The sequence below is a fragment of the Ensifer sp. GW823-FHT05D09 genome, from assembly GCF_058795755.1.
Genome location: NZ_JBXAIA010000038.1, coordinates 1 through 681, shown reverse-complemented (window position 1 = coordinate 681; position 681 = coordinate 1). Strand labels below are relative to the sequence as shown.

General features: G+C 58.7%; 1 protein-coding gene. It reads left to right on the top strand.

All coding sequences use genetic code 11. The features are described 5' to 3' along the window. Nucleotides 1-31: 31 nt before the first annotated feature. On the top strand, nt 32-681 hold a 650-nt coding region (locus tag AC1Q80_RS30815), incomplete at its 3' end, for an SCO family protein (RefSeq protein ID WP_492362939.1).

Genomic DNA, 681 nt, shown 5'->3' with positions numbered 1-681 from the left:
GCGCCCGCCTGCCCGTTGTTTGGAGATCCATATGAAACGATGGTTGGCCGCCGTCGCGGCGATAACTGCGATCCTTCTGTTCAGTCCAGGCGGACCGGAGGCCAAGAGCTCGCGTTGGGGAAAGGACTATTTCCCGAATGTCGACGTCGTCACTCAGAATGGCGAAAGGGTTCGCTTCTATGACGATCTGATCAAGGACAGGATCGTCCTCATCAGCTTCATCTTCACCAGCTGCACCGATCTCTGCCCGCTGACGACAGCGCGCATCGCCCAGGTGGTGGACAGGCTGAGGGACGAAATCGGCAAGAACATTTTTGTCCTCTCGATCACCGTCGATCCCGAAAACGACACACCGGAGAAACTGAAAACCTTCGCCGACGCCTTTTACAGCGGCCCCGGCTGGACATTCATCACCGGGAAACCAGAGGACATTCGTGCCATCAACTCAAAGCTCGGCAACAAGAGCGATGTGGCGACCCAGCACCGCAACGAAATCGTTCTCGGCAACGACAAAACGGGGGAATGGACGAGAAACTCACCCTTCGCCGACCTCGAAAACCTGGAGCTTGCCATCCGCGACATGGATCCGGACTGGCGGGACAGCCGTCACGTTCCTCAGGATGCCCTGGCGGCGAACCATGACCCGCAAGACCTGACGATCGGCCGTGAGCCCGGGCAGGT